We start from the raw sequence: 20,838 nt of genomic DNA, 5'->3' as shown, positions 1-20,838 counted from the left end.
GCCTGCAATGTCTCAACTCAAGAAGAAGCCCCTGTTCAACCCGCTGGGGGACACCGATGTGCTCGACCGGCGGATGATCGGCGGGAACACGACGAACCTCAACGACTTCAACAACATGAAGTACGAATGGGCCAGCGACTGGTACCGCCAGGCCATGAACAACTTCTGGATACCCGAGGAGATCAACCTTGGCGTGGACATCAAGGATTACCGCAAGCTGCCCGCGCCCGAGCGGCGCGCTTACGACAAGATCCTGTCGTTTCTCATCTTCCTTGACAGCCTGCAGTCGGCGAACCTGCCCAACGTGGGCGAGTACATCACCGCCAACGAGGTGAACCTGTGCCTGGCCATCCAAACGTTCCAGGAAACCGTGCACAGCCAAAGCTACAGCTACATGCTCGATACCATCTGCGAGCCGCAAGAGCGCAACGACGTGCTGTACCAGTGGAAGGAGGATGAGCATCTTCTGAGGCGCAATGAGTTCATCGGCGATTTGTACAACGAGTTCCAGGACGACAAGAGCCCCGAAGCGCTCGCGCGCGTGCTGGTGGCGAACTACATTTTGGAAGGGGTGTACTTCTACAGCGGCTTCATGTTCTTCTACAATCTGGGCCGCAACAACCTCATGCCGGGGTCGGTGCAGGAGATCCGCTACATCAACCGCGACGAGAACACGCACCTGTGGCTGTTCCGCAACATTTTGCTGGAACTCAAGGAAGAGGAGCCCGCGCTGTTCACGTCCGAGCTGATCGACGAGTACCGCGCCATGATCAAGGAGGGGTGCGAGCAGGAGATTCGCTGGGGTCATTACGCCATCGGCGACGACGTGGTCGGTCTTAACCGCCAGATGGTGACCGATTACATTCAGTACCTGGGCAACCTTCGCTGCGCTCAGCTGGGATTCGATCCCTTGTACGAAGGTCACGAGCGCGAGCCGGAGAGCATGTCGTGGGTGAGCCAATTCGCGAACGCGAACATGATCAAGACGGACTTCTTCGAGGCGCGCAGCACCGCCTATGCGAAGTCGAGCGCGCTGGTGGACGACCTGTAGGGACGCGGCTTGCTCGCGGGTCGTTCTTGATCGGTTGACGACCTTGCGGTTTGACGGCGCGGGTATACTGTCCCGTATGAAAACCAACGAATCGAAACGCGGCGTGCGGGACTTCTTGCTCAAACGGATGCTGTTCCTTCCGCTTGGGGCTGTCGCGCTGGCGATGACCGCGTATGCGCGGCAGCATCCCGACTGGACGGAGCAGGTGTACAGCCAGGCGGCGTATCCGGCGTTGTCGTCGGTCGTGGGGTTTCTGCCCTCGCTTGCGAGTTTTTCCGTGGCCGAGTGGGTCGTGGCGCTGTTCCTGCTGTTTTGCGCAGGTTATCTGGGCTTCTGCGTTCGCAAGCTCGTTGTGGGCAAGGGGGAGCGGCTTATGGTGGCGTACCGCGCCGCGATGGGCGCGGCGGCCATCTGCTGCACGGTGTACTTCCTGTTCACGGCGTTGTGCGGGCTGAACTACTATCGGCATACCTTCGCCGAGCACGCTGGCTACAATGTGGAGGAAGCCGGCGTCGATGCCGCGCAGCGCCAGGAAGAGCTTGTGGCGCTTGCCGCCTCGCTTGCTGACGAGCTGGGGCGAACCCGGGCGCAGCTGGGCGACGACGCGGACCTGTTCGACGCCCATCCGGGCCAGTTCGAGCGCTACGCGCGGGAGTCGGTTGAGGCCATGCGCAAGCTTGCCGAACAGTATCCGGCGTTGGAGCGGCCGCTGTACTCGCCGCCGAAACCAGTGATCGCCTCCAAGCTGCTGTCGTACGCGAACATCGGCGGCATGTTCTTCCCCTTCACGATGGAATCGAATATCAACGTGGACAATCCGCTGTTCGTGATCCCCTGGACCATGGCGCACGAACTGGCGCACCAGTGCGGATTCATGCGCGAGGACGAAGCGAACTTCATCGCGTATTTGGCGTGCAGGCAATCCGATGACGCGCTGATGCGCTACAGCGGATACGTGCTGGCGTACGACAACGTCATCTCGGCGCTGCGGAGGGTCGACTCGGATGCGGCAAGTGCGATTTCCTTGGGACTGTCGGCGGCGGTGCAGCGCGATCTTGCTGAGCGCGCGCAGCATTGGGCGAAGTACGAGGGGCCGGTTCAAAACGTCTCCAACGCAGCCAACGATACGTACCTGAAGGCGAACGACCAAGCCGACGGCATGCAAAGCTACGGACGCATGGTGGATCTGCTTTTGGCCGAACAGCGAGCGGCGGGGCAGTAGCGCCCTTTTCGCGGTAGACTTGTGCGAGAAGGGTCTGCGCGCGGGTGCGCGGGCGGCTGCCTGCGGGATTCGCTTGCCGAATGGACGAAAGGAACGCGCATGGTATATCGGACGAACTACGCTCACCCCGAGTTCGGCGAAGTCACGCTTGCGAGCGACGGCGAGGGCATCGTCGGGCTGTGGATGGCGGGGCAGAAGTACTTCGGCGGCACCGTGAACGGCGAAATGGCCCCGAACGACGATCTGCCGATATTCGCGCAGGCGAAGGATTGGCTCGATCGGTACTTCGCTGGCGAGCAGCCTGCGATCGCGGAGCTGCCCTTGAAGCCGAACGGCACCGCGTTTCGGCTGCGCGTCTGGCGCAAACTCATGGAGATCCCCTACGGTTGCGTGCGCACGTACGGCGAGCTGGCGTGCGAGATCGCGCAAGAAGACGGCAGAGAGAAGATGTCTTCCCAGGCGGTGGGCGGAGCCGTTGGGCATAATCCCATTTCCGTCATCATTCCGTGCCATCGTGTGGTCGGGTCGGACGGCAGTCTTACGGGGTACGCGGGCGGCATCGAGCGCAAAATCTGGCTGCTCGAGCACGAGGGCGCGAACATGAAGGGCCTCTACGTGCCAACGCGCGGCACGGCGTTGTAGGGGCGCGGCGTTGCAGGACGGCGCAGGGTATCTTCCTTGCCGTTGCAGGAGAGCGGAGGGCGCCCTTGTTGCTTTTCGCTCGACATTCCAAGATCCAAGATGACGAAAAGGCCGCTTGATGCGGCCTTTTCGCGGGAGGGAGTACGGTGACGCTCGGTTGCGCTAGATCTTGCTGATGACCGTGTCCTTCGCGCACGCTTCGCCGACCAACTGGCCGAACGTCACGCAGCGGCCATGGCTGACGCCGGGGCAGTGCACGGGGTAGTCGTTGCCGAAGAAGTCGCCCTGCACGTTGCCGATGGCGAACAGGCCGTCGATCGGCTGGTCTTCCGCCGTGAGCACCTGGGAGTCGGCGTTCACGTGCAGGCCGAACGGGATGGTCAGCGTGCTGCACACGTTCTTCGTCGCGTAGAACGGCGGGGTCTTGACCGGTGCGAGCCACTGCGCGGGCACGTCGAAGTCGATGTCCTCGCCGGCTTCGGCCATGCTGTTGTAGCGTTCCACGGTGGCCTTGAACGCGTCCGCCGGGATGTCGAGCTGCTTCGCCAGATCGTCGAGCGTGTCGGCCTTGATGAGCTTGCCGTTGCCCAGCCACTTTTCCATGACGGCGTCCAGGCCGTCGGTGAAGCGATCGAAGCGCTCGGGCTGCTGCTGCATGACGTACGTCTCGTAGTCGCTGTCGAAGACGGACCAGGCAACGTTGCCGGGCGTGTTCATGCGGGCGTTGGTCAGCATGGGCTCGAAGGGCATCTCGGCGCCGTAGCGCTCGCCGTTGGCGTTGACCGCAAGCCAGCTCATGATGAAGGACGTGAGGTTGAACTCAAGCGTGTCGAGCGTGAACTGGTGAATCATCGGCGCAGCGGGGCTTTTCGACATGGCCGCGCCCGCCCAGCATCCCATGAGGATGCCGTCGCCGTTGTTGAAGCCGGCGGGGGCGTACACGTTCGCGTCCGAGCGGTTCGAGATGGGGCAGAACACGTCCACCATCTCCTGGTTGCCGCCGATGTCGCCCGTGGCCAGGATGACGCCGTTCTTGGCGTTGTACTGCACGTGCTTGCCGTCTTTCGTGGTTGCGACAACGCCCGTGATGCCGCTTTGCGCATTGCCCACCAACTGCTCGGCGCGCGCCTCGAACACGAACTCGGCGCCGTTCTTCTTGGCGGAATCGTATACCAGCTCGCCCAACGTGATGTTGACGGGCTGCCCGTCGTCGCGCATGTCGTACGTTTCGCCGCCGCGCACGAACGATACGGCATCGGGGTAGACGCGCCAGTTGTCGGAAAGCTTGGACCAGTTGCCGTACTTGGCGGTACCGGAGAGCGCGGGCACCATGCTCACGCCGTTCGCTGCGCCCAACTCCTCGATGTAGTCGAACACCTTGCCGGAGCGCGAGGCCCATACGTAGATGAGGTCGTAGTTCGTGGTCTGGTGAGACGCGTGGTGCAGGTAGCGCGTGGCCACGCGCGGATCCAGGTCGAAGCCGTTCGACTTGTGGTACTTGCTGCCGATGTGGCCTACGTCCACGCCGCGGATGGAGATGCCGGTGTTGCGTTCGATGACCACCGTTTTGGCGCCGTTGCGCGCTGCCGCTTCTGCAGCGTTGACGCCTGCGAGGCCGGCGCCCACGATGACTACGTCGAAGTCCTGCGTCTCGGCGATGTCGGCGATGGGTTCGGGAGCGACTTCCCACGTATGCTTCGCGCCTGCGCCGCTTTGAGCCGAGCCGCTTGCGTCGGCCGACGAGTCGGACGGAGCGGCGGGGCTGCACGCCGGCAGCGCAACGGCGGCCGCTGCTGCGGCGCCGGTGACGAGCGCGCCCTTCAAGAAGTTCCTGCGATTGATTTCCATGGAATTCCCCTTCCCTTTCAATCCCTCCCGCGATCCTCGCCGATGCGAAGAAGCGCGGCACGCGAGTTCGTTCGCGTGGCTTCAAGATGGGGGATAGGGATTGCGCCGCGCAACGCCCGAATGCCCGTATTTTGGAATATCAGGTGACATCCGTGACGCTTGAGACGCGGTCACGTGATTCAGGTGATGCTGGATGATCAGGTGAAATGGCGCGGTCGATAAACTCTTGGCGATTGTGGACGTCCGCTTTCTGGTAGATGTGGCGCACGTGGGTTCCCACCGTGTTCTCGGATATGCTCAAGCAGTCGGCGATCCAGGGCTGGGTGCGACCGGCGGCCAGAAGCGACGCGATGTCGCGCTCGCGCGCGGTAAGGCCAATACGGTCGAACCATGCGGCAAGGCGTTCCTCCTGTCCCAGTCCTTCCTGATTGGCCGACCCTGCGCGTGCGGTGTAGCCGAACAGCATCCAAATATCCTCGCTGCTGAGCAGCAGCACGGTTGCGATGACCACCAGATAGCCGATGGCCGTGGTTTCCTGGAAGACGAACGCGTGCGTGGATTGGTCGTTGCCCACCAAAAGGATGCCCGCAAGGGCGCCCACGACGTAGCAGATGACCGCAAGCAATCGCACGGCGGCGACGGTTTTGAGCGGATCGCGGGACTGCGTGTGGGCAATCTGGGAGAAAACGACCCATACCAGCAGATCGAAGGCGGTATAGCCGCTGATGATGACCGCTCCCGCAATCCAGAACAACTCGGAGCCGAACAGAAACGACATCATCATGAAACCGGCGATCATTGCCAGCAGCCCCACGCGATAAACGGCGCTTGCTCGCTGCGGGGCGATGCAGACGATGCCGAACATGAGGATGGCGGCTATGCCGCGGGCCACTTGCACGATCACGCCGCCGGGTGATCCGTTGCTGGCGACGGACGAGAAGGAAACGAGGTGCTGCAGGTATCCGAAGCTGGTCAGCACGAGCGCCGCGGCGCACAGGAGCATCATCGAGATTCCCAGGTGGGTTTTCAGGTGGGCACACACGCCGCGCCTTGCGGGGACCGAGCTTTCCGCGGTTCGGCGATAGGTTCGCTGGTCGGGCGGCACCGTGGTGAAGATCAGGCCCGAAATAAGGGGCAGCAGCGAGAAGAACACCGCAGACGCTTCCGGGATCATGAAGAGCATGGGCGTGTCGATGACGACGGCGCACGCGAAGGCGCCGGCGACGTAGGGCGTGGCGGTGCGGGCCCCTTCTTGGCAGTATGCGGCGCCCCATCCGATCTGGAACACGGCGACGAACAGGGCGACGAGCGCGCTTCCGATAGCAAGCGGCATCCAACCGAATCCGAAGCCCGAAAACACGAGCAGCAAAGAACCTGCGGTTCCCAACAAGGCTGCGATCAGCGGCAAGCGCTTCCCGGCGATGAGCCTGTTGATCGCGGCCGGTTTCTTGAGGGCTGCTGCGTATCCGAATGCGCTGAAGCCGAACACGGCCACGGCGGCCAACTCGGCCGTGAGCCCTTTCGTGTCGGGCGCCGTGAAGAACGCGCTCATGAACAGCGCGTCGAGCCAGGCCCAAAGAAACGCCGATCCTACGATGATTTTGATGCCCGCTGTTCCGTGAACCCTGTCGATGAGCGCCATCCGATCCCCTTCCCCTTGCGGGGGATTATAGCAGTTGGGTCTATAATGGCCGCATGGTGCCGCAGAGAAGGGTTCGTATATGACCGTGTTCGTTTTTGCTGTTGCGATTGTCGCGCTGTTCGCAGTCGTATTGACGGTGAATGCCGTAAGGCTTAGGCCGACGCCCGTTTCCGATCCGTTGCCGGAGAGTCAGGCGATGGGATCGGACGAGGCTGTCGAACGTTTTCGCGAAATGCTTCGCAGCGCTACCGTGTGGGGTGCGGGCAGCCCCGAGGCCGACCACAGCGCTTTCGACGAGTTCGTGCCCAAGCTGCGCCGATTGTATCCGCGCGTGTTCGCGTCTATGGATCTTGAAATGATCGACGGATACGGCATCTCGCTTCTTTGGAAAGGATCCGATCGCGCGCTTGCCCCGGTGGTGCTCATGGCGCACCACGACGTGGTGGAGGCCGACCCGCATGGATGGTCGCATGATCCGTTCGCCGCCGACATTGCGGACGGGAAGATCTATGCGCGCGGCGCGGTGGATACGAAGTGCATCTGGGCCGGGCTTCTTGAGGCGGCCGAGCAACTGCTTTCGGAAGGATACGTTCCTCCGCGCGACATCTACTTCTTCTCGTCGAACACCGAAGAGGACGGCGGCGACACGGCTCCGCGCATGGTCGAGTACCTGAAGGGCATCGGGCGAGTTCCTTACCTGGTGCTTGACGAAGGCGGGGCGGTTATCGACAACCCTCCGCTAGGCGTGAGCGGCCAATTCGCCGTTGTGGGCGTGGCGGAAAAGGGTATTTTCAACGCGCGCGTCACCACGAGCTCCGCAGGGGGCCATGCGGCAACCCCTTCGCTTGAAGACGCCGCGGCGAAGCTGGTGGCGGGGTTGGACGGATTGCAGCAGAATCCTCCCGCGTCGCGCCTGTCCGATCCGGTGGCGGCCATGCTCAAGGAGCTGGCCGCGCGCGGCGGCTTCGGCCTGCGCTTGGTGTTCGGCAACTTGTGGCTGTTTCGGCCTTTAGTGGTTCGCATCATGCAGCGCGACCCCGAAACGGCCGCCATGGTTCGCACCACGTACGCGCTCACGCAGCTTGAGGGATCGAAGGCGCACAACGTGATTTCCAAGCAGGCGAAAGCCACCGTTAACGTGCGCGTCGATCCCGGCGAGACCGTCGACGATGCGTTTTCTCGCATCAAGCAGCGCTTCGACGAGGATACCGCGTACGAGCTGTTCGAGGTCAGCGAGCCGTCTCCGGTCTCGCCGTTTGAGGACGACCCGGCGTTCGACTATCTGCGTCGCGTGATTCACGCGGTCTATCCCGAGGCGGGCATCGCGCCGTACGTGCAAACCAGCTGCAGCGATGCGCGTCATTTTGCCCGCGCGTGCCCGCGCACGTACCGGTTCGCGGGCATCTTGTTCAAGGGCGATCAGCGCACGCGTATTCACGGGCAAGACGAGAATTTGGACGTGGACGCGTTCAAGCGCGGAGTGGGGTTCTACATCGAGTTCATTCGGCATTTGGATAAGCTGGGGAAATGAGGAAGCATGGCTGAAAAGGGGTCGAGCGAGGGGAAGATCTTCTACGGGTGGTGGATCGTTGCGGGCGGCCTGCTGATCATGGCGACGTGTTACACGGTGTTCGTGAACTGCATCCCGTTGTTCCAGACGCATATCGTGCGCGACCTAGGGTTGACGGTGGGGCAATTCAACACGGGCGTTTCCATCACCACGGTGGTTGCGGTGTTCGCGTCGCTGGTGATCGGGCGGCTTACCGATACGTGCTCGGCGCGCGTGCTGGGTACGGTGACGGTGCTGACCAGCTCTCTTGTGCTGGTGGGACTCTCGTTCATCACGGCCGCCTGGCAGTTGTACGCGCTGTGCGTGGTGGCTGGCATGGTGGTGGTCGCGGGCACGCGCCTACTGGTTTCGGTGGTCATCTCGAACTGGTTCACGCTCAAGCGCGGCTTGGCAGTGTCCATCGCGCTTTCAGGATCGGGTCTTGGCGGGGTGGTGCTTTCCCCGGTTACGAGCGCCATGATCGAGGCGTCGGGCTGGCGTGCGGCGTTTTTGCTGCTGGCCGTGGTGTGCTTCGTGGCTGCGCTGCCGCTTGTGCTGGCGACGTTCAGCACGCGCCCGAGCGACAAGGGCATGGTCCCTTACGGCGCGGGCCAGGTCGAGGAGGTGAAGGAAGATCGCTCGCCCGACGTTCCCGTTAACGTTTCGGTGGGATGGAAGACCTTGCGCTCGAGCTCGGCGTTCTGGTTGCTGGTGATCGGGTTCGTGGCCATGGGCATCACGAACGGCTGCATCATCACGAACTCCATTGCGAACATGACGAGCGTGACCGTAGGGGGCACCGAAGTGGTCACCGGCGGCCATTCGACCCTGTGGGCCGGCAGCGTATGGTCGTTCTACCTGGCGGTGGTCATCGTGGCGAAGGTGGCGCTCGGCGCCATCTACGATCGATGGGGCATGCGCACGGGTACGATCCTCGGCACGATCACGTCGGTTTTGGCCGGTGTCATGCTGCTGTTTCCCGCTACCGACTGGGGCCCGATTTTGGCCTGCTTGTTCTTCGGGTTCGCCACCTGCATGGGCACGGTGGCGCCGCCTATCATGGTGGTGAAGGAGTACGGCAAGAAGGATCTTGGCACGGTGACGGGCATTGTCACGGCGTTCGAGCTTTTGGGCGCCGCGGTGGGAGCGGTGGTGTCGGGCGTGATGTTCGACGCCTACCTGTCGTTCGCGCCGGTGTGGATCATGGTCATCGTGGCGAGCGTCGTCATGGGAGCGGCGCTGCTGGCGTCCATTCCTGCAGCGAAGCGGCTGGTTGCCCGGCGACGTGCCGAGGGCGCGCCGGAGTTGGATGCCGAGGGATTCGAGATTTTGCCGGAAGGGGTTCTTGACTAAAACCTATAAAGAAAGTAGGATTTACTGCGACACAAGGGAAGCCTGGGGTTGAGGCCGATTGTCGGCCGGGAGCTTGCCGGGCGCAGATGAGAAAGCGGGCGAGATATGACGGTTTACAAGAGCGTGTCGGAGCTGATCGGCGCTACGCCGCTGGTGGAGCTGACGAATTACGAGCGCAACCACAACCTGAAGGCGAAGATCGTCGGCAAGGTTGAATCGTTCAATCCGGGCGGGTCGGTGAAGGACCGCATCGCGAAGGCCATGATCGACCAGGCGTTGGCCGATGGGCTTATCGACCAGGACACCGTGCTCATCGAGCCTACGTCGGGAAACACCGGCATCGGTTTGGCTGCTATCGCCGCTGCGCGCGGCATGCGCCTTATCATCACCATGCCGGAAACGATGTCGGTCGAGCGCCGCAACCTCATGAAGGCATACGGCGCGGAACTCGTGCTGACCGAGGGCGCGCAGGGCATGAAGGGCGCCATCGCGCGCGCCGACGAGCTGGCGGCCGAGATTCCCAATTCGTTCATTCCCGGCCAGTTCGTGAATCCGGCGAACCCGGCGGTGCACGAGGCCACCACGGGGCCGGAAATCTGGGAAGCTGCCGGCGGCGATGTGGACATCTTCGTGGCGGGCGTGGGCACGGGCGGCACGGTGAGCGGCACGGGCGCGTACCTGAAGCGCATGAACCCGAACGTCCGGGTGGTTGCCGTGGAGCCCGCGACTTCGCCGGTGCTGTCCGAGGGACGCGCGGGCGCGCACAAGATCCAGGGCATTGGCGCGGGCTTCGTGCCCGACACGCTGAACACCGAGGTGTACGACGAGGTGATCGCCGTGGCCGACGAGGACGCTTTCGCGGCGGGGCGCGAGCTGGCGGCGAAGGAAGGCCTGCTCGTGGGCATTTCTTCGGGGGCGGCCGTGGCCGCCGCCACCGAGCTGGCGCGCCGCCCGGAAAACGAGGGGAAGACCATCGTGGTCATTCTTCCCGATACAGGCGAGCGTTACCTCTCGACGGCGATGTTCGACTTCTAACGTTCGGGGACGATACAGCAAGGAGGGTCCGCCGCAGGTTCGAACGACCTGCGGTGGACCCTTTTGTTGCAAGATGCATTGTCGCCCGAAACGGACGGAATCGAGCCGAAAACCGTACGTTTCGGGCGACAATATCTTGAAATGCCGCGTTACGGCTCCGCGGTTCGCGACTCTCCCAGACATCTGGTTCGTCCATTGCGCGCTAACGTGCAATGGCAATGTTTTTTGTTGCTATTTGATATTAGCAACAAAAAACATTGGTACTAGTAAAAGCAATATATCTTGCTGCTATATTTTCATTGCGGATGCTATGCGCTGTGCATGGCGTTTTTCGTTTCCGTAACGCTTCCGCTTGACGGTATCGTCCTTGTTTGGCTCATCTTGTCGATATCTCATGCGCTCATAGATTTCGGCAAGGCTCGACTCGAGAAGCGAATCGGCTCGTCGCTGGCCGTTTTCGGCGTCGATCAGGCGTTGTGCATATTATTGTGCGCAGTGGTGGTCGCGGCGTTCTGCGATGGCTCGCCGATGATCGGGATCGTTGGGGTTCTCGCCGGCGTCATGGGCCCGACATCCGCCGCGATGGTTTTGTCGACGGGCTTGGTGCTGTTGATCGTCTGGTGTCCGGCGGCGATTCTCGTCCGCCTCCTATTCGGGGCGGTGAGGCTTGAAGGTGCAAGACTTATCGCCGAGGTGAGAGAGCTGGTGAGCGGATTGGGGCGAGCTCTCGAAGATCGCGGGCGCCTCGCCGAAATCGAGGCATCGATAATCGCGTACGAAAGAGAATACGAGTACTTCAAGGACTATGCGGAGAGCCTTGGCAAGGGAGCAGTCGAGCCTCATGATCCGCGCTTCGGACGGACTTCACGAAACATCTTGCGTTTTTGGGTGCGGGAAGGTCGACGCGTCGAGGAGGGCCGCTCCGTTGGTTTTCTGTACCGCGCCTACGTCAGGGCCTTCTTCGGCGGGTTCTACCTCGATGCGATCGAGCGCGACGACTTCCTCGTTGTGCCTTTGCTGCAAGACGCGTTCTATCGGGCGAAACTCAGAGAGTTGAGGGACGAGGCTCGCCTCCTAAAGGAAAGGTCGTACGACTTCGAGGCGAACATGGCGACTATCGAGGAGAAGTCCATGCGGGCGTTCAAAGCCCAGCTTGCAAAGCGTTACTCGCCGAATCGGGATCGTAGGACGTTCGAGCTAAGGAGCTTGCGGAGCGGATCAGCGGCGTTCGCGGAGGAGTATCCGGTGGTGTTGAGCACCACGCATTCGATCACGACTTCCCTCGGTCCAGGCTTCAGGTACGACAGCGTTCTCATGGACGAGTCTTCCCAGATAAGCGTGGCGGCTGGAGCTTTGGCTTTCGCATGCGCTAAAAACGTGGTCGTTGTCGGCGATCATAAGCAGCTTGCCAATGTGGTGAAGAGGGAACGCGCGGACGAAACCGACCGTATTGCCGATAAATATCGCGTCCCGGATTGCTACCGCTATGCGAAGCATAGCATGCTCACGTCGGTTCTCGGCCTTTGGCCTGCATTGGAACCGACTTTGCTCAAAGAGCACTATCGCTGTCATCCTCGAATTATCGGCTTCTGCAACAAGATGTACTACGACGACGATCTTGTCATTATGACGAAGGACGAGGGCGAGCGGGACGTGCTCTCCTTCCATCGCACCGTGCCAGGCAACCACGAGCGAGGGCGCAGGAACATGCGCCAAGTCTCTGTGGTGTGCGACGAGATCATTCCCGAGCTGGTCGATTCGGAGATTCGGGACATCGGCGTGATCGCGCCGTTCAACCCCCAGGTGTGCGAGCTGAAAAAGGCGGTCCCCGAAGGCGTTTCCGTGGCGACGGTTCATAAGTTCCAAGGACGCGAGAACGACGCCATCATACTCTCCACTGTCGAAAACAACATTGGAGCCTTCGTCGGCGACCCCCAAATGGTCAACGTCGCGGTTTCTCGTGCGGTCAAGAAACTTCGCGTCGTCGCGTCGCAGAATCCTCGCGGACGTAAGGACAACGACATCGAGGAGCTTGCACGCTATATCGAGTACAACGGGTTCAAAATCGTCCAGAGCAACATCAGGTCCGTGTTCGACCTGCTGTACAAGGAATACGCCGAAGAGCGAGCGAGGTATTTGGGCAAGTATCCGCGTGTCTCCCTCTACGATTCCGAGAACCTCATGGCGACGGCTTTGGAGGATATGCTCGCAACGGGTCGTTTCGCGCGGGTGTCGTTCCGGTGCCATGTGGGATTGTCCACGTTGGTAGGCGAGGGCATCTCCCTTTCGCCGCTCGAGGAGAGGTACGTGAGGGATCCGCGCACGCACGTGGATTTCCTCTTCTTCCGCGAGATGAACAAGCGTCCTTTGTTGGCCGTCGAGGTCGATGCCTGGCGATTCCACAAGGAAGGTACAAAGCAGTACAAACGGGATCGGATGAAGGATGCGGTTCTCAAGCGGTGTGGGCTCCCGCTGCTCAGGTTGCCAACCGACAGCAGGGGTAGGGAGCGCGACGTAGGCGAAATCGAGAGGATGCTGGAGCGCTGCCTGGCGGAGCGCGATGACGAAATCGGAGAGGGTGCTGTGTAGAGTCGGTTGTGGCTTCACGCTGGTGGCGCCGATAACGGCGCGTTCGGTCTCCGCGACTATCATCCTGGCTACCATGCGGCGTTCGTCTACGACCTCGAGGGCAACAGCATCGAGGCTGTGCTCCACGACTATGCCGAGTAGCGGCATGAAAGGGGCGCCCCCGTCTGACGGAGGCGCCCCTTCTTTGCCAAAAGCATCCGCACGACCCGTGCAGTGGTGGAACGAGTGCGCGCTGTCGTTTCGACGTCACTGCGCCTTGCGTCCTGCCTCCGTTTCCTGCTCGAGCAGCTTCTCCAGCGTACGCCAGGCAAGCTCGGCGCACTTGACGCGGGCGGGCATGCGGGCGATGGACTCGAGCTCGGCGGCCTCGTCGAGGTCGGCGCGCTCCTCGTCGGTGAGCGGGCGACCCTTGATCATGTCCAGGTAGAGGCTGGAAAGGCGCTGCGCTTCGGCGATGGTTTCGCCGGTGATCAGGTCGGCCATCATGTCGGCTGCCGCCTGGCTCACGGCGCAGCCGTGGCCGGTGAAGGCGGCTTCCTCGATCACGTTTCCGTTCAGGCGCAGCGCCAGCGTCAGCTCGTCGCCGCAGCTGGGGTTCACGCCGTCGCACGTGCACGTGGGGTCGTCCATCGGGTACTTGTAATCAGGATGCGCGTTGTGCTCCATGAGCGCCGCGGTGTAGATGCTAGCCATTGAAGATCCTCCAGACGGTGTCGAGGCCCTCGGCAAGCGCCTCGATATCGCTTTCGTCGTTGTAGAGCGCCAGCGAGGCTCGGCAGCACGACTCTTCTCCCAGCCATGTCAGCAGCGGCTGCGCGCAGTGCTGACCGGCGCGGATGGCAACGTTGTGCTCGTCGAGGATGCTGGCCACGTCGTGCGGGTGTATGCCGTCCACGTTGAAGCTGATGACGCCATGATGCTGCGCCGGGTCGGGGTGGCCGAGAACGCGGACGTAGGGAAGCTTCGCCAGGCGGTCCATGCATGCGCGCACGAGCGCCTGCTCGCGCGCTTGCACGGCGTCCCAGCCGATGCTCTCGAGGTACGCGATGCCCGCGGCGGACGCGGCGATGCCCGCAGCGTCCTGCGTGCCCGCTTCGAACTTTTCGGGCACGGGAGCCCAGACGGCGTCGGCCTGCGTGACCGACGATATCATCTCGCCGCCCGTGAGAAACGGGGGCATCTCTTCAAGCAAGTCCAGGCTGCCCCAGAGCATGCCCACGCCGAAGGGGCCGAACGCCTTATGCGCCGAGAAGGCGAAGAAGTCGCAGCCGAGCGCGCGCACGTCCACGGGCATGTGGGGCACCGACTGGGCGCCGTCGACCACCAGGTAGCCCCCCTGAGCATGGACGCGTTCGGCCATGGCCGCCAGAGGGTTCTCGATCCCGAGGACGTTCGATACGTGCGCGGCAGCCACGATCTTGGTCTTCGGCCCTATTTTGACATCCAGTTCCTGGTTCGTGATCACGCCGTTTTCGTCAGGGTACAAGTACACGAGGTCGGCTCCTGCGTCGCGGCATGCTTGCTGCCAGGGGACGAGGTTCGAATGGTGCTCCATGATGGTGATGCACACCTCGTCGCCCGGCTCGAGCACCGTGGGCGCGAAAGCCTTTGCAACCAGGTTGAGCGCTTCGCTGGCGTTGCGGCAAAATACCAGCTCGCGGGGGTTATGGGCGCCGATAAAGCGCGTGATGCGCGCGCGGGCATCGTCGATGGCCTGGGTGGCGTCCACCGAAAGCCGGTACAGGCCGCGCAGCGCGTTCGCATTCATGGTCTCGTAGAATGCGCGCTGGGCGTCCAGAACCGCGGCGGGCCGCTGCGCCGTGGCGGCGCTGTCCAGAAACGCCAGGCTTGGGTTTGCCGCGAGCAGCGGAAAGTCCTTGCGGTACGGATTGGCGGCTATGTCGACGCTCATGCGGTTGCCTCCTCGAAAACGATGCCGCGTGCGGCGGCTAAACGGGCTACGGCGGCGCGGGTTCTGTCGTCCTCGGCGCTGAGCGCCGCTTCCTCGAACGTGGCAGTGACGAACAGGCGCTCGGCTGCATCGGGGGATACCCCTCGGCTGGCCAGGTAGAACAGCTGCTCCGGACGCACGTGGCCGATCGTGGCTCCGTGGTTTCCGGCCACGTCGTCTTCGTCGCAGAGGATCACGGGCACCGTGCGGTTCTCCACGCGCTCGTCGGCAAGAAGCACGGTTTCCTGCTCGGACCCTTCGGACCCCTTGCATCCGTGCGCAAGCTCGATGGTCCCGCGCAGCGTTTTCGAGGACGCTCCGGTCAGCACGCCGTTGGCGTTGAAGACGCAGGCGGTGCGTCGTCCCCGCTGGTGCGCCACGTAGTTGAAGTCTCGCTGCTCTTGGGCGTGCCCCAGGTAGCGCGTGTCCGCATCCAGGCGCGCGTCGTCTCCTCGCAGGTCGGCCGCGAGGCCCGTGTAGCTGCGGCCCGCGCCCAGCACGACGTGGCGCACGGTCATGCGAGCGTTTCGGTCGAGCACGATGCCGGTGTCGTCGAGCGCCGTCCAAGAGTCGTCGAGCGTTTGCGTGCAAGCAAGGTCGATGCGGGCGTTTTCGCCGACGAATGCGCGGATGCGCGTCCCGACTGCGCCTTCGCCCGCATGAGGGGAGTCCATCGTGACGGTAAGCGCAAGCGATGAGTTCGGGGCCGCGACCAGGTCGATGGCGGCTGCGTTGACCGCGCCGTCAACGCCTTCGATGCGAATGGATGCGCGCGCGGTTTCCCCAGGGCTCGTGGCCAGCACAATTGGTTCTCCTGCCGCGAATTCAAGATATTCCCGCGCTTGGTGGCCCATGCCCGTTTCAAATGCCTCCACCATGCTGCCTTCCAGCTCCCTTTCGGCGGCGATCTGCTGAAAGGGCGTGAGCGCGGGAACGTCCAGGTCGGCGGGATCGGTCGTGCCGCAGGCTGCCGCGACGATGGCTCGAGGCGCGGTCTCTGATGCGGGCGTCCTTTCGTCGAGCGCCGCCTGGGCGCGTTCGACCACGCGCTCGAACGCGTTCGCCTTGCCGATGAGCGACGGCGGCGCAAGTGTCTCCACGCAGCGCGCGTGCGTCAAGCCGGCGGGCAGTTCTATGTCGACATCGTTCATGCGAAGCCTGTGCCACGTGGGGGCGGGCATGGCGTTCGCGCGTTCTATCGTGAGGGTTTCCATTATCCGATGGCCCCTTCCATTTCAAGCTTGATCAGGTTGTTCATTTCCACGGCGTACTCAAGGGGCAGCTCTTTCGACACGGGGTCGGCGAAGCCGTTCACGATCATCGTGCGCGCCTCTTCTTCGGGTATGCCGCGGCTCATCAGGTAAAAGACCTTGTCGTCTCCGATGCGGCCGATGGTGGCCTCGTGTCCGATGTCCACGTGCTTGCAGCGAATGTCCATGGCCGGGATGGTGTCTGAGCGGCTGATGTCGTCGAGCATGAGCGACTGGCACGACACGCTGGCCGCGGATCCCTTCGCCGCTTCGGTGGCTACGATGGACGACCTGAACGTCGAGATGCCACCGCCTTTCGAGATGGATTTCGTTTCGATGGACGCGGACGTATCGGGTGCGGCGAGCACCACCTTGCAGCCCGTGTCCAGGTTCTGTCCCGCTCCGGCGAAGGTGATGCCGGTGAAGCTCGACGTGGATTTCCGTCCGGCAAGGATGGACATGGGGTAGAGGTAGCCGACGTGGCTGCCGAAGGATCCGCTGATCCATTCCACGGATCCGCCTTCGTCCACGCGGGCGCGCTTGGTGTTGAGGTTGTACATGTTCTTCGACCAGTTCTCGATGGTCGAATAGCGCAGGCGCGCCTGCTTGCCCACGAACAGCTCCACCGCTCCGGCGTGCAGGTTCGCCACGTTGTACTTCGGCGCGGAGCAGCCTTCGATGAAATGCAGGTCGGCGCCGTCTTCCACGATGATGAGCGTGTGCTCGAACTGACCGGCTCCCTTCGCGTTCAGGCGAAAGTAGCTTTGCAAGGGAAAGTCCAGCTTGACGCCCTTCGGAACGTAGACGAACGACCCGCCGCTCCACACCGCGCCGTGCAGCGCGGCGAACTTGTGGTCGGTGGGCGGGATGAGCGTCATGAACTTCTCTTTGATGAGCGGCTCCCAATCCGGGTCAAGGAGCGCTTCCTCGATGCCGGAGTAGACGATGCCCATGCTGGCGGCGGTGTCCTGCATGCTGTGGTAGACCAGCTCGGAATCGTACTGCGCCCCCACGCCGGCAAGGTACTCGCGCTCGGCCTCGGGTATCCCCAGGCGGTCGAACGTGTTTTTGACGTCGTCGGGAAGGCTGTCCCAGTCGCTTTGCATCTCCGTGTTGGGCTTCACGTACGTGGCGATGTCGTCCATGTTGAGGCCGCTCAACCCAGGGCCCCAATCAGGGTTTTTCATACGATGGTACGTGTCGAGGGATTGCAGGCGGAAGTCCAGCATCCAGCCGGGCTCGTTCTTGCGCTCGGATATCTCGCGTACGATGGACGGCGTAAGCCCCGCGTCAAGGCGCTCGATGCCGGTTTCGTCGTTCGCGAAATCGTACAGGCTGCGGTCGATGTCGTCGACGTACGTTCGTTGCTTCGTCATGGCTTCCTCCCTACGCGGTTGCGGCGCAGCCATGCTGTGCGGCGCAACCGGCGCTCACCGCGTCGGCGGGAGCGTCGCTGGCCTGGTCCATGAGCTCGAAGCGCTCGAAGCCGTGGGAGTCGATCTCGCGGATGAGCGACGCGTCTCCGCTTTCGACGATGCGCCCGCGCACCAGCACGTGGACGCGGTCGATGTCCAATCGCTCCAGAATGCGGGTGTTGTGGGTGATGATGGCCAGCGTGCCCTCGCACGAGCGGCGGTACGCATCGATCCCTCGCGAAACCACGCCCAGGGCGTCGACGTCAAGGCCGGAGTCCGTTTCGTCCAGGATGGCCAGCTTCGGTCGCAGCAGCAGAAGCTGCAGCATCTCGAGCTTCTTCTTCTCGCCGCCGGAAAAGCCCACGCCCAGCTCTCGGTCGAGGTAGGCGGGATCCATGTCCAGCTCGCGTGCGAGGTCGCGCACGTGCTTGCGGAACAGCTTGCCCTTCATGTCGAATCCTTCGCGGCCTGTCGTGGTGGCGCGCAGGAAGCTGGAAACGGGGACGCCCGGAATCTCGACCGGTGCCTGGAAGCTGAGGAACAGCCCCGCGCGCGAGCGCTTGTCCGGGGCGAGGTCGGTGATGTCCTGGCCGTCGAATTCCACCGTTCCGCTTTCGACCGTGTAGACGGGGCTGCCCATGACAACGTGTCCGAGCGTGGATTTGCCGGCGCCGTTCGGACCCATGATGACGTGGGTTTCGCCCGATCCGATGTTCAGATCAACCGCGTTCAGGATGGTCTTGTCGTTGGCCGATGCCGTGAGCCCCTGTACGGACAGGAGCGTGCTCTCTCCGATCATGCGAACGTTCCTTTCGTTTCGGGGCGGATAGTATGCTTTGGTAGGTGCATTGCCCGAAATCTCTCGTCGTGAGTTAATCATATAATTTTGCTAGGATTAAAATAATCCGATACCGTGAAAAGTCAAGCATTAATCCTAGAAAGTTGATAGAATTTATGCAAAACGTTCGGTGCCCGGCAGATGGCCGGCGTGCTGATTTCGCCGGAGCTCGCGCGGCGCAGAGAGAAGGAGTTTCGATGCTCGTATCGACGAAAGGCCGCTACGCGTTGCGGCTCATGGTGTACGTAGCCCAGGCGGGCGACGGCGCGAAAGTTGCGCTGCGCGAGGTTGCCGAGCGGGAGGATATCTCGTTCAAGTACCTTGAGCAGCTTGCCCGCCCGCTCGTTCAGGCGGGGCTGCTTCGCAGCGTCCGCGGCAAGGGAGGCGGCTACGTGCTGGCCAGCGACCCCGCCGCCATCAAGGCCGGGGACGTGCTGCGCGCCGTGGAAGGCAGCACGGCTCCGGTGGCGTGCATGGGCCTTGACGGCGACGATCGATGTCCGCGCTTGTCGGAGTGCACCACCGTCCGCTTTTGGGCGGGCCTGGACAAGACGATAGAAGACTACGTCGACGGCGTGACGCTGGCCGATCTGGCGGTGGTCCCGGCGGTGCGTTCGTAGCGCCGCTTCAGCGCCGTTGGCGCAACGGTCGCGCCGCGGGGCTGCCGTTGCTTCCCAGGCTGACGGCGAGCGGCCGCGCTTGGGCGGGATCCGAGGCGGGGAAGTCGAGGCGATAGTGCGCGCCGCGGCTTTCGGTGCGCGTTCGCGCCGCTTCCACGATGGATCGCGCAAGCGTCAGCTGGGCCGTGATGCGCGCCGCTTCCGCAACCTGGCGCGGGTCTTCGGTTCGGCGTTTCGCGGATTCGGTTTGCGCGGCCAGGTTCTCCAGGGCTTCCTGAGCCGCGCTCAGGCCGTCCTCGCTTCTCACGATCATGCAGCTTTCGGTCATGATGCGCCTCAGCGCCGCCCGGATGTCCGAGCCGTGCTCGATGCCGATTCCTTCGAAGGCGGCGTGAGCTTGCGGCTGTCGATTGCTTTGCGCATTCGCCCTTGCGGCTCGTGACGCCGCCGAAGCTCCCGCCCGCAGGCCGAACACGATACCGTTCGCGCTTGAGAGGCCGCCGATGCGGTCGGCTCCGTGCATGCCGCCCGTCGCCTCGCCGCAGGCGTAAAGCCCGTCGACGCCGGTTGCCGCGTGCTCGTCGATGAGGATGCCGCCGTTCGCCGCATGGGCGTACGGAGCGATGACCAGCTCGTCGTCGATTTGGATGCCTCTGTCCCGCTTCAGCCAGTCGAAGTACGTGCGCACGAACTCGGGCAGCGGGGAAGCGCCGTCAAAACGGTAGCGCACGGTCAGCCCGCGCGGACCTGCGTTCGCCAGCGCAAGGTCCACGTCGCGTGATGCGAGCCGCGCCGTGAAGGGTCCGTGCCCCGAGCGCGCCTCCAGCGCGAAACGAGCGTCTGCGACCTCGCGCAGCGCGTCGCGCCCTTCGGCGTCGAGCAGCTGGGCGAAGCGAAACGTCTTCTCGTTGAACACGATGCCGCTTTTCGGGCGGACGAGGCCGGGCATCATCTGCATGAACTCCAGGTTGACGAGCGTGCAGCCGCTGCGCAGCGCAAGGGCCTGGGCGGTTCCCTGCACGTCGTCCGCCGTGAGCCGGCGCTCGAACAGCCCGCCGTAGCCTCCCGTCGCCAGCACGACGGCGCCGCATGCGACCAGCTCGAACGAACGAGTCGCATGGTCGAACAGCACGGCGCCTGTGGCGGTTCCTTCTTGCATGACCAGGTCGATCAGCTCCCAAGGGGAAAGCACGTCGATGTTCAGGCGCGCAAGTTCGGCGGCTGCGGCCCGTTCGAAGGGCGCGCGCTCGATGCCGCGCCACAGGCGATGCTTGCGATCGAAGCAGGGGACGAACTCGCGCTCCTGCGCTCGCTTTGGCTCCTTGAGCGTTACGCCGAGCGCTTCCAACTGCTCGATTCCGCTGGAGATGCCGCCGACGAACGATGCGACCAGCGCGGGATCGGTCATGCCGCAGCCTACGTCGAGGATCTGCTTCGCAAGGTCGGCTTCGTCGGAGGGCGACTCGGGGCCGATGAGCCCCAGGCCCCAGGTGCCCGGGTAGAAGCTCGAGCCCGAGAACAGGGGTCCCAGGCTGGCGATTGCCGTGCGCGCTCCTGCACGCGCTGCCGAGAGCGCCGCCATGGTTCCGGCGATGCCGCTTCCTACCACCAAGACGTCGAAGTGCTTTGATCGGTTCAGGCGCATGGAGCCTCGCATTCCGTGTTCGTTTCGACCGTCCAAGCTCTGCGCGGTACTGCATCGCGGTGGAGGATTGGACGTTCTGTGGCTTGCAGATAACGTTTAGATGAACCACATAAGCATACGACATGAGTGGGGTATGTTCGAAGACGAGAAAACGAATGGGCGAACGCTGGGGTTCGCGAGGAGGGCGC

Annotated in this window: 16 protein-coding genes; 8 read left to right on the top strand and 8 right to left on the bottom strand. The window is 63.1% G+C overall.

The genetic code is table 11. The features are described 5' to 3' along the window. The first annotated feature begins 7 nt into the window (after nucleotides 1-7). The 3 genes from LG373_RS08045 (at nucleotide 8) to LG373_RS08035 (ending at nucleotide 2,915) form a co-directional block, all read left to right on the top strand. Nucleotides 8-1,051: a ribonucleotide-diphosphate reductase subunit beta gene (locus LG373_RS08045; RefSeq protein WP_216529580.1), complete on the top strand. Its 1,044-nt coding sequence runs from the start codon at nucleotides 8-10 to the stop codon at nucleotides 1,049-1,051. 76 nt (nucleotides 1,052-1,127) lie between these two features. Next, nucleotides 1,128-2,273, top strand: a complete 1,146-nt coding sequence (locus LG373_RS08040; protein ID WP_216529581.1) for a DUF3810 domain-containing protein — start codon at nucleotides 1,128-1,130, stop codon at nucleotides 2,271-2,273. Between the two features lie 99 nt (nucleotides 2,274-2,372). Then, on the top strand, nucleotides 2,373-2,915 hold the full coding sequence (locus LG373_RS08035; RefSeq protein WP_216529582.1) for a methylated-DNA--[protein]-cysteine S-methyltransferase: 543 nt from the start codon (nucleotides 2,373-2,375) through the stop codon (nucleotides 2,913-2,915). Nucleotides 2,916-3,077: 162 nt separating this feature from the next. Here LG373_RS08035 and LG373_RS08030 read toward each other — a convergent pair whose 3' ends face one another. Together LG373_RS08030 and LG373_RS08025 are read right to left on the bottom strand one after the other, a co-directional pair. Further along, nucleotides 3,078-4,763 (bottom strand): FAD-dependent oxidoreductase, encoded by a 1,686-nt coding sequence (locus LG373_RS08030; RefSeq protein WP_114567518.1) that lies wholly within the window; start codon nucleotides 4,761-4,763, stop codon nucleotides 3,078-3,080. Between the two features lie 139 nt (nucleotides 4,764-4,902). After that, on the bottom strand, nucleotides 4,903-6,405 hold the full coding sequence (locus LG373_RS08025; protein WP_216529583.1) for a LuxR C-terminal-related transcriptional regulator: 1,503 nt from the start codon (nucleotides 6,403-6,405) through the stop codon (nucleotides 4,903-4,905). Between the two features lie 79 nt (nucleotides 6,406-6,484). On the opposite strand from LG373_RS08025, the gene LG373_RS08020 reads away from it, so the two are divergent. The 4 genes from LG373_RS08020 (at nucleotide 6,485) to LG373_RS08005 (ending at nucleotide 12,931) form a co-directional block, all read left to right on the top strand. Next, a complete protein-coding gene (locus tag LG373_RS08020; protein ID WP_216529584.1) occupies nucleotides 6,485-7,936 on the top strand; it encodes a M20/M25/M40 family metallo-hydrolase in 1,452 nt (483 codons plus the stop codon). 6 nt (nucleotides 7,937-7,942) lie between these two features. After that, entirely contained in the window at nucleotides 7,943-9,307 is a 1,365-nt protein-coding gene (locus LG373_RS08015; protein WP_216529585.1) for an MFS transporter, read from the top strand. 105 nt (nucleotides 9,308-9,412) lie between these two features. After that, on the top strand, nucleotides 9,413-10,342 hold the full coding sequence (cysK, locus tag LG373_RS08010; RefSeq protein ID WP_225749489.1) for a cysteine synthase A: 930 nt from the start codon (nucleotides 9,413-9,415) through the stop codon (nucleotides 10,340-10,342). Nucleotides 10,343-10,624: 282 nt separating this feature from the next. Next, the gene (locus LG373_RS08005) at nucleotides 10,625-12,931 is read left to right on the top strand and encodes a DUF3307 domain-containing protein (protein ID WP_225749488.1); all 2,307 of its coding nucleotides are present in this window, start codon (nucleotides 10,625-10,627) and stop codon (nucleotides 12,929-12,931) included. Nucleotides 12,932-13,177: 246 nt separating this feature from the next. On the opposite strand, the gene sufU is transcribed toward LG373_RS08005, so the two are convergent. Genes sufU through sufC form a run of 5 tightly spaced genes read right to left on the bottom strand, consistent with a single transcriptional unit; the run spans nucleotide 13,178 to nucleotide 18,346 of the window. Further along, on the bottom strand, nucleotides 13,178-13,624 hold the full coding sequence (gene sufU, locus LG373_RS08000; RefSeq protein WP_225749487.1) for a Fe-S cluster assembly sulfur transfer protein SufU: 447 nt from the start codon (nucleotides 13,622-13,624) through the stop codon (nucleotides 13,178-13,180). After that, nucleotides 13,617-14,843 (bottom strand): aminotransferase class V-fold PLP-dependent enzyme, encoded by a 1,227-nt coding sequence (locus LG373_RS07995; RefSeq protein WP_216529591.1) that lies wholly within the window; start codon nucleotides 14,841-14,843, stop codon nucleotides 13,617-13,619. The genes sufU and LG373_RS07995 overlap by 8 nt, the downstream gene beginning before the upstream one ends. After that, nucleotides 14,840-16,096 (bottom strand): SufD family Fe-S cluster assembly protein, encoded by a 1,257-nt coding sequence (locus LG373_RS07990; protein ID WP_225749486.1) that lies wholly within the window; start codon nucleotides 16,094-16,096, stop codon nucleotides 14,840-14,842. The genes LG373_RS07995 and LG373_RS07990 overlap by 4 nt, the downstream gene beginning before the upstream one ends. Next, the gene (sufB, locus tag LG373_RS07985; protein WP_216529593.1) at nucleotides 16,096-17,508 is read right to left on the bottom strand and encodes a Fe-S cluster assembly protein SufB; all 1,413 of its coding nucleotides are present in this window, start codon (nucleotides 17,506-17,508) and stop codon (nucleotides 16,096-16,098) included. Before sufB ends, LG373_RS07990 begins: the two co-directional genes overlap by 1 nt. A gap of 10 nt (nucleotides 17,509-17,518) precedes the next feature. After that, a complete protein-coding gene (sufC, locus tag LG373_RS07980; RefSeq protein WP_216529594.1) occupies nucleotides 17,519-18,346 on the bottom strand; it encodes a Fe-S cluster assembly ATPase SufC in 828 nt (275 codons plus the stop codon). Nucleotides 18,347-18,582: 236 nt separating this feature from the next. Between sufC and LG373_RS07975 the strand changes: the two genes are divergently transcribed. After that, nucleotides 18,583-19,005, top strand: a complete 423-nt coding sequence (locus LG373_RS07975; RefSeq protein ID WP_216529595.1) for an Rrf2 family transcriptional regulator — start codon at nucleotides 18,583-18,585, stop codon at nucleotides 19,003-19,005. Between the two features lie 7 nt (nucleotides 19,006-19,012). Here the strand turns inward: LG373_RS07975 and LG373_RS07970 are convergent, their stop codons facing one another. Continuing rightward, entirely contained in the window at nucleotides 19,013-20,662 is a 1,650-nt protein-coding gene (locus tag LG373_RS07970) for an FAD-binding protein (protein WP_225749485.1), read from the bottom strand. Nucleotides 20,663-20,838 lie beyond the last annotated feature (176 nt).

Origin of the sequence: Paraeggerthella sp. Marseille-Q4926 (genome assembly GCF_916618935.1) — a bacterium.
Classification (GTDB): Bacteria; Actinomycetota; Coriobacteriia; order Coriobacteriales; family Eggerthellaceae; genus Paraeggerthella; species Paraeggerthella hominis.
Note: the sequence above shows the minus strand (reverse complement) of the source record. Positions and strands in the feature narration are given on the sequence as shown.